A 5,553-nucleotide genomic window follows, 5' to 3' on the forward strand; every position below is an offset into this window, starting at 1 on the left:
CCGAGCGCCGGCCATCCGGGAGCAAGAGTCGTGTCCGCCGCGAAGCGCCAGATGCGAGCCGAGCCGGACGAGTAACCAACGAGGACGAGCACGCCGCCGGCCCCGTCAGGCGCGGTCCCGAGGTTTCCTTCGGACCCGATCGTCGGCCGCAGCCCACCGCTCGGCCACCCGGGCGCGACCGCCCCGCTCGCATCGAGATGCTGCACATGCAGGCGATGGTCAGCACCCGTCCAGGCCACAAAGACACCACCATCATCGGCCCGACAACAGGAAGGAATGTAGGCCGTACTCGGCGAAGCGCCGATGTCGGAGTATGGCCAGGGTGGCGAGATGGCGCCCGATGGGTCCCCCAATGCTGCCCGCATGTCAGGCACGCCGTAGCTTTGAAGCGACAGGGCGTTCACGAATCCCCCGGCGCCGGTCGGGGCGAAAGGGGCGTCGTCGCCGAGGCTCGTCGATCCGGGAAGGGTTCCCTGGGCATCGGGTGAGGACCAAAGGGACTGGGCGTCCGTCGTCAGATGCGCAGCCTGCCAGCCGGTCTGACCCGTGCCGCTCCACGCTCCGAACACCGCGTAGAAGTCACCAGGTCCCTCGCCGGGAAGGCAGAAGCCGGTGGCGACGCCTCGCGCCGCCAAATCTCCTCCAACCGCGATCGAATAGCCCTGCGGCCACTGGGCGAACGCGGTCGCGGCCGTAGTGGCCAGGATGATCAGGGAAAGTGCGGCGCGAACGGGAAGACGCAATGATCCCATGCGGACCTCGATTCGACGCGCTCGAGCGCGGATCCGGCGCGGCGCGTGCGAAAAGACTACCGCCCTGGCTACTCGGCGGGAAGCATGAAGTCCTGGGCTCGGCGCGATGGCGTGCGTTGCCGAAAGTCGCCGGGCGTGCGCCTACATCAGCTCTCTTAACCGCGCGTACCCGCTCCGGCTGACGGGCACTTCCCGCCCATCGCGCAGGATCGCCACCCGGCTGTCCTTGGCGTACAGCTCGAGCCGCGCGATGCGATCCACCTGCAGCACGAACGAGCGATGCACGCGCACGAAGCGCGCGGGGTCGAGACCTTCGGCGAGATCCGAGATCGGCTGGGTCTTGAGCCACGACTTGCCGGCGGAGTGAATCGCGACGTAGTCGTCCTGCGCCTCGAGATAGTCCACGGTATCGACCGGAATCACCTGCACGTCGGAGCCGTCCTTGACCAGCAGCCGCTCGACGAATCGTCCGGGCGGCCGCGCCGCGGCCGCGAGTCTCGCCGCACTCGGTTCGGCAGGCGCGGACGCACTCGCCGCACCGCTTCTCCCGCGCGCCGCCAGCCGCTCGCGCACCCGCACCAGCGCCTCGGCCAGCCGATCGCGGCCGTAGGGCTTGAGCAGATAGTCCACGGCGTGCACTTCGAATGCCTTGAGCGCGAACTCGTCGTAGGCGGTGCTGAACACCACTGCCGGACGGGGATCGAGCAGATCCAGGACCTCGAAGCCGTCGAGCTTTGGCATCTGGATGTCGAGAAAGACCAGATCGGGCTTCAGCTCGCCGATCTTCTTCACGGCTTCGAACCCATTCGAGCACTCGCCGACGATCTCGATGTCGGGGTGGGCGCCGAGGTATTCGCGCAGCAGCTGACGCGCCGGGGACTCGTCGTCCACCAGCACCACGCGAATGCGGCCTGGGGCGCTCACGACGCGACCGCCGGGCGCGGGGCCAGCGACGGAGCGGCGAGCGATGGCTCGGCCGCCTCGGCGCGCAGCGTCAGCTCGACGCGGTAGCGCCCGCTCGCGCGCAACACTTCGAGCCGAGCGTCGCGGCCGCCCAACACCGTAAGCCGGCGCCGCACGTTCTCGAGGCCGACGCCCTCTCCCACTCGTGCCGGGCCCTGCTCGTCGATCGGGTTCTCGATCGCCAGCATCAGCCACTCGCCGCGCACTCGCGCCTCGATCCTCACCGTGCCGCCTTCGACGCGCGCGGACACGCCGTGCTTCACCGCGTTCTCGACCAGCGGCTGCAGCAGCAGTGGCGGTACCCGGCACTCGGCAGCGCCGGGCTCGATCACGCGCTCGATCGCGAGGCGATCGCCGAATCGAACCTGCTCGATCGCCAGGTAGCGATCCACCAGGGCCAGTTCCTCCGACAGCGTCACGGCCTCGCGAGCTCCGAGGTTCAGCGTGCGCCGCAGGAAATCACCCAGCCCCTCACACATGCGCCGCGCGCCCTCCGGATCGTTGCCCACCAGGGCGTTGATCGAGTTCAAGCTGTTGAACAGGAAGTGCGGATTGAGCTGCGCGCGCAGGGCGCGCAGCTCGGCCTCACGCGCCGTGACCTGGGCCTCGAGCGCGCGTCGCTCGGCCTGCCGCGAATCCTCGAACGCGATCAGCAGATAGTGCAGCATCGCCGACAGTAGGAACAGCGGGACTCCGAGCGTGATCAGCATGGCGAGGTCGCGGGCCAGGCGGTGCGACTCGTAGTCCGGCCCCGAGCCGGTCTGCATGCTCGAGTGCCAGAAAGTCGCGGTGGCGAGCGAGCCGAACGCCGGCATGAGCCGAACGACGGCCACACTCCACGCACCACCGAGCAGCGCCCACAGCAGGCTGTCGAGCAGCGCGGTGCCGAGCAGCACGCCCAGCAATCGAGTCGCCGACGTCGTGCGGAGCGGGTTGGCATTGCACACCCACCACGCCGACAGACACGCGAATCCGTAGACTACGGTCAGCGGGAGCGCGAACCACACCGCCGGCATCGGGGCGCGGCCGTTCAACACCACCAGCAGCAGGGCGATGATGATGCCGACGAGGATCCATCCCGAAAGGTAGAGCCTCAGCCGCACGCGGCTCCGCAGAATCGGGTGCATGCGTCAGTTCTTGACCTCGATCCCACCCATGATCACCACGCCGCGGATCACCAGCGTGGTCTTCGCCTCTCCGGCGTAAGGCTTGGTGTGATCGTCGTAGCCGCCCATGATCGGAGTGACGTGGGTCACTACGCGCCAGTCGGGCGGCACGGTGATGTCGATGCCACCCCACCAGGTAAACACGTCGAGCACGACTTCCGGCCCGGCTGCCGCGGCGCCGCGCAGATCCAGCTGGATGCCACCCATCATCGCGCTCAAGTCGCCGCCGCGGAACTGCTGCGAGACGTTTTTCAGCACCAGCCCCGCCATCATCGCGAAGTTGTGCACCTCGGCCTGAACGTCGCCGCCCGAGCCGCCCAGTGCCGGAGCGCGCACCGAACGGAACACGAGGGACGCCCCGAGGGTGATCAGGGCGAGCGGCCACAGTATCCGCGCGTGCATCAGGTGAAGGTTGCCGGCGAGCAGGATCGCTCCGATCGTGGTCATCACCGTGCCCGACACCACGCTCTGCCGCGCGCCGACGCCGGTGAGCCGCGCGAGGCCCGCGGCCATCAGCAGCGCGGGCCACCAGCGCAGCAGCGGCGTTGAGTCCACGATGCCCAGGTTGTCGAGCGTCCAGATGACGCCCAGGGTCAAGACGATCAGTCCAAAAACCAGCCGGCCGGTGAAGGTGATCGGCGCGCGCAGCTGGGCGCCGTAGATGCGACGGCCCGATTCGGTCGACTGGAGATCAGGCATGCGAAACCTCGCGTCGCTTGCGAGCGGCATCGTGGGACTCACCATTCGACAGCGCCAGCGCCGCGCCCAGGACCATGGCCGCCGGCAGCATCCAGAGCTGAGCGAACAGATGCGCCCCGACCTTGATCAGCGCCCGCGCCACCACGAACGCCGGCTCGAGATGCGGGCTCGAAACCCAGATCAGCAGCAGCGAATTCTGCAGCAAGAGCCAGGCGGCGCAGATCACGAGTGCCAGATCACGAGCGCGAGGCGCCGAGTCGCGACTACGAAATCTTCGGAGCATCGCCGCCCTCCTCCGGACGCCCCGGGTCCAGGCGCGAGACCAGCACTTCGATCACGATGCTCGCTCCGATCGCCACGAACGCCAGCGGCCATGAGTTGTTCCAGGTGAGTCCGTGCCAGCCGCGATCCGCGGCCATGAACCAGAGCCCGAACAAGATCCACATGACGCCGCGCCCGAAATCCTTGGGACGGCTGGGCAGGATCAGGTGAGCGACGCCCATCAGGATCGCGACCCACGGCCACCAGTGACGCCAGCCCCCGATGTCGGCGTAGCCCATCTGGTCGAGCAGGAACAGAATGCCGACGCCCATGAAGAGTATTCCCCAGAAGAACCGATCCCGATTGCTGGCTCTGCGCCGGGCCATGTGCTTCCTCCTCGATCCGCCGCCGGCCCCTTCATGCCGGCCCGCTTCCTTCTCCACCCTCAAGTTACGGCCGGATCGCCCCCCCAATCGCGCGGGAATCGGCGGATGGCGGCGGCGGAGCGGCGAACGGTGGTGTCGGACGGTGGGGCCGGCCTATTTCCTGATCACCGGCGGGGTGTTCTCCTGCGCCACGATCCAGTCTTCGATCTGCTGGTGCAGCATCGGCAAGCTCACCGCCCCGTTGCCGAGCACCGCGTCGTGGAAGGCGCGGATGTCGAAGCGTGTCCCGAGCCGCTGCCTGGCCTCGTCGCGCAGGCTGAGGATCTCGAGCTGCCCCATCTTGTAGGCGAGCGCCTGGCCCGGCCAGGTGATGTAGCGATCCACCTCGTTCTCGACGTTGTTCTGCGCCAGACAGGTGTTCTTCATCATGTAATCGATCGCCTGCTGGCGGCTCCAGCCCATCGCGTGAATGCCGGTGTCCACGACCAGCCGGCACGAACGCCACGCGTCGTACGACAGCATGCCGATGCGATCGAGATCGCTGGAGTAGAGCCCCATCTCGTCGGCCAGCCGCTCCGAATACAGGGCCCAGCCCTCGACGAACGCGGTGACGCCGAGGTTGCGGCGGAACTCGGGAATGTCCTTCAGCTCCTGAGCGATCGCGATCTGCAGATGATGTCCCGGAATCGACTCATGGAACGCGAGCGCTTCCGCCTCGTAGCGAGGCCGCGTGGTGGGCTCGTAGGTATTGATCATGTAATACCCGGGCCGGCTGCCGTCGGGTGCGGCTTCGCGGTAGTAGGCGATGGTCGAGTTGGGCGCTTCGTGCATGCCCATCACCTTGACCTGGCAATCCGCCTTGGGCAGGCGCCCGAACCAGCCGGGAATCGCGGCCTTGGCGCGGGCCAGCGTCGCGCGCGCCTTGGCTTCGATCTCGTCGGCCGACGAGAATTGCATCTGGGGATCGGTGCGCAGGCGCTTCTGAATCTCGGCAATGTCCGAGGTGCCGAAGACTTTCTGCCCCAATTCCCTCAACTCGAGCCTGAAATGGTCGACCTGATCGAGCCCGACGCGGTGAAGATCCTCGGGCGTGCGATCGAGCGAGGTGTGCACCCGGATCAACTTGCGATAGCAGGCCACGCCGCCGGGCAGCGAACCGAGTCCGGCCTTCTCGTCGGATCGCGCCACCGGCTGGATCGAGGTGGCCAGGAACGCGCGATAGCGGACGTAGGCCGGCTTGACCACGCTGTCGGCAACACCGGTCAGCTCGCGCGCGAACTGTTCGCGAGCGGCAGGTGACCAGCCGGGGCGAGTCGGATCGATCAC

General features: G+C 67.7%; 7 protein-coding genes. All 7 read right to left on the reverse strand.

Features of this window, described 5'->3' with window-relative positions; genetic code table 11:
* Positions 1-752 (reverse strand): hypothetical protein (locus tag VMJ70_07035; GenBank protein ID HTO90873.1); only part of this gene is annotated, 752 nt, incomplete at its 3' end.
* 141 nt (positions 753-893) lie between these two features.
* Positions 894-1,676, reverse strand: a complete 783-nt coding sequence (locus VMJ70_07040; protein HTO90874.1) for a response regulator — start codon at positions 1,674-1,676, stop codon at positions 894-896.
* Positions 1,673-2,842: a histidine kinase gene (locus VMJ70_07045; protein ID HTO90875.1), complete on the reverse strand. Its 1,170-nt coding sequence runs from the start codon at positions 2,840-2,842 to the stop codon at positions 1,673-1,675. The genes VMJ70_07040 and VMJ70_07045 overlap by 4 nt, the downstream gene beginning before the upstream one ends.
* Positions 2,843-2,845: 3 nt before the next feature.
* Complete coding sequence (locus tag VMJ70_07050; protein HTO90876.1) at positions 2,846-3,580, reverse strand: DUF5668 domain-containing protein; 735 nt, start codon at positions 3,578-3,580, stop codon at positions 2,846-2,848.
* Positions 3,573-3,863 (reverse strand): hypothetical protein, encoded by a 291-nt coding sequence (locus VMJ70_07055; protein HTO90877.1) that lies wholly within the window; start codon positions 3,861-3,863, stop codon positions 3,573-3,575. Before VMJ70_07055 ends, VMJ70_07050 begins: the two co-directional genes overlap by 8 nt.
* Positions 3,844-4,227, reverse strand: a complete 384-nt coding sequence (locus VMJ70_07060) for a DUF5668 domain-containing protein (protein ID HTO90878.1) — start codon at positions 4,225-4,227, stop codon at positions 3,844-3,846. The genes VMJ70_07055 and VMJ70_07060 overlap by 20 nt, the downstream gene beginning before the upstream one ends.
* A gap of 153 nt (positions 4,228-4,380) precedes the next feature.
* A partial coding sequence (locus VMJ70_07065) for a DUF885 domain-containing protein (GenBank protein ID HTO90879.1) occupies positions 4,381-5,553 on the reverse strand: 1,173 nt, incomplete at its 5' end.

It is taken from the genome of Candidatus Sulfotelmatobacter sp., from assembly GCA_035498555.1.
In the GTDB taxonomy this organism is placed as follows: Bacteria; Eisenbacteria; RBG-16-71-46; order RBG-16-71-46; family RBG-16-71-46; genus DATKAB01.

What these genes read in the sequence shown, in the direction of transcription:
- VMJ70_07045 (HTO90875.1), bottom strand. Translation starts at nt 2,842, where the DNA reads ATGCACCCGATTCTGCGGAGCCGCGTGCGGCTGAGGCTCTACCTTTCG.
- VMJ70_07050 (HTO90876.1), bottom strand. Translation starts at nt 3,580, where the DNA reads ATGCCTGATCTCCAGTCGACCGAATCGGGCCGTCGCATCTACGGCGCC.
- VMJ70_07055 (HTO90877.1), bottom strand. Translation starts at nt 3,863, where the DNA reads ATGCTCCGAAGATTTCGTAGTCGCGACTCGGCGCCTCGCGCTCGTGAT.
- VMJ70_07060 (HTO90878.1), bottom strand. Translation starts at nt 4,227, where the DNA reads ATGGCCCGGCGCAGAGCCAGCAATCGGGATCGGTTCTTCTGGGGAATA.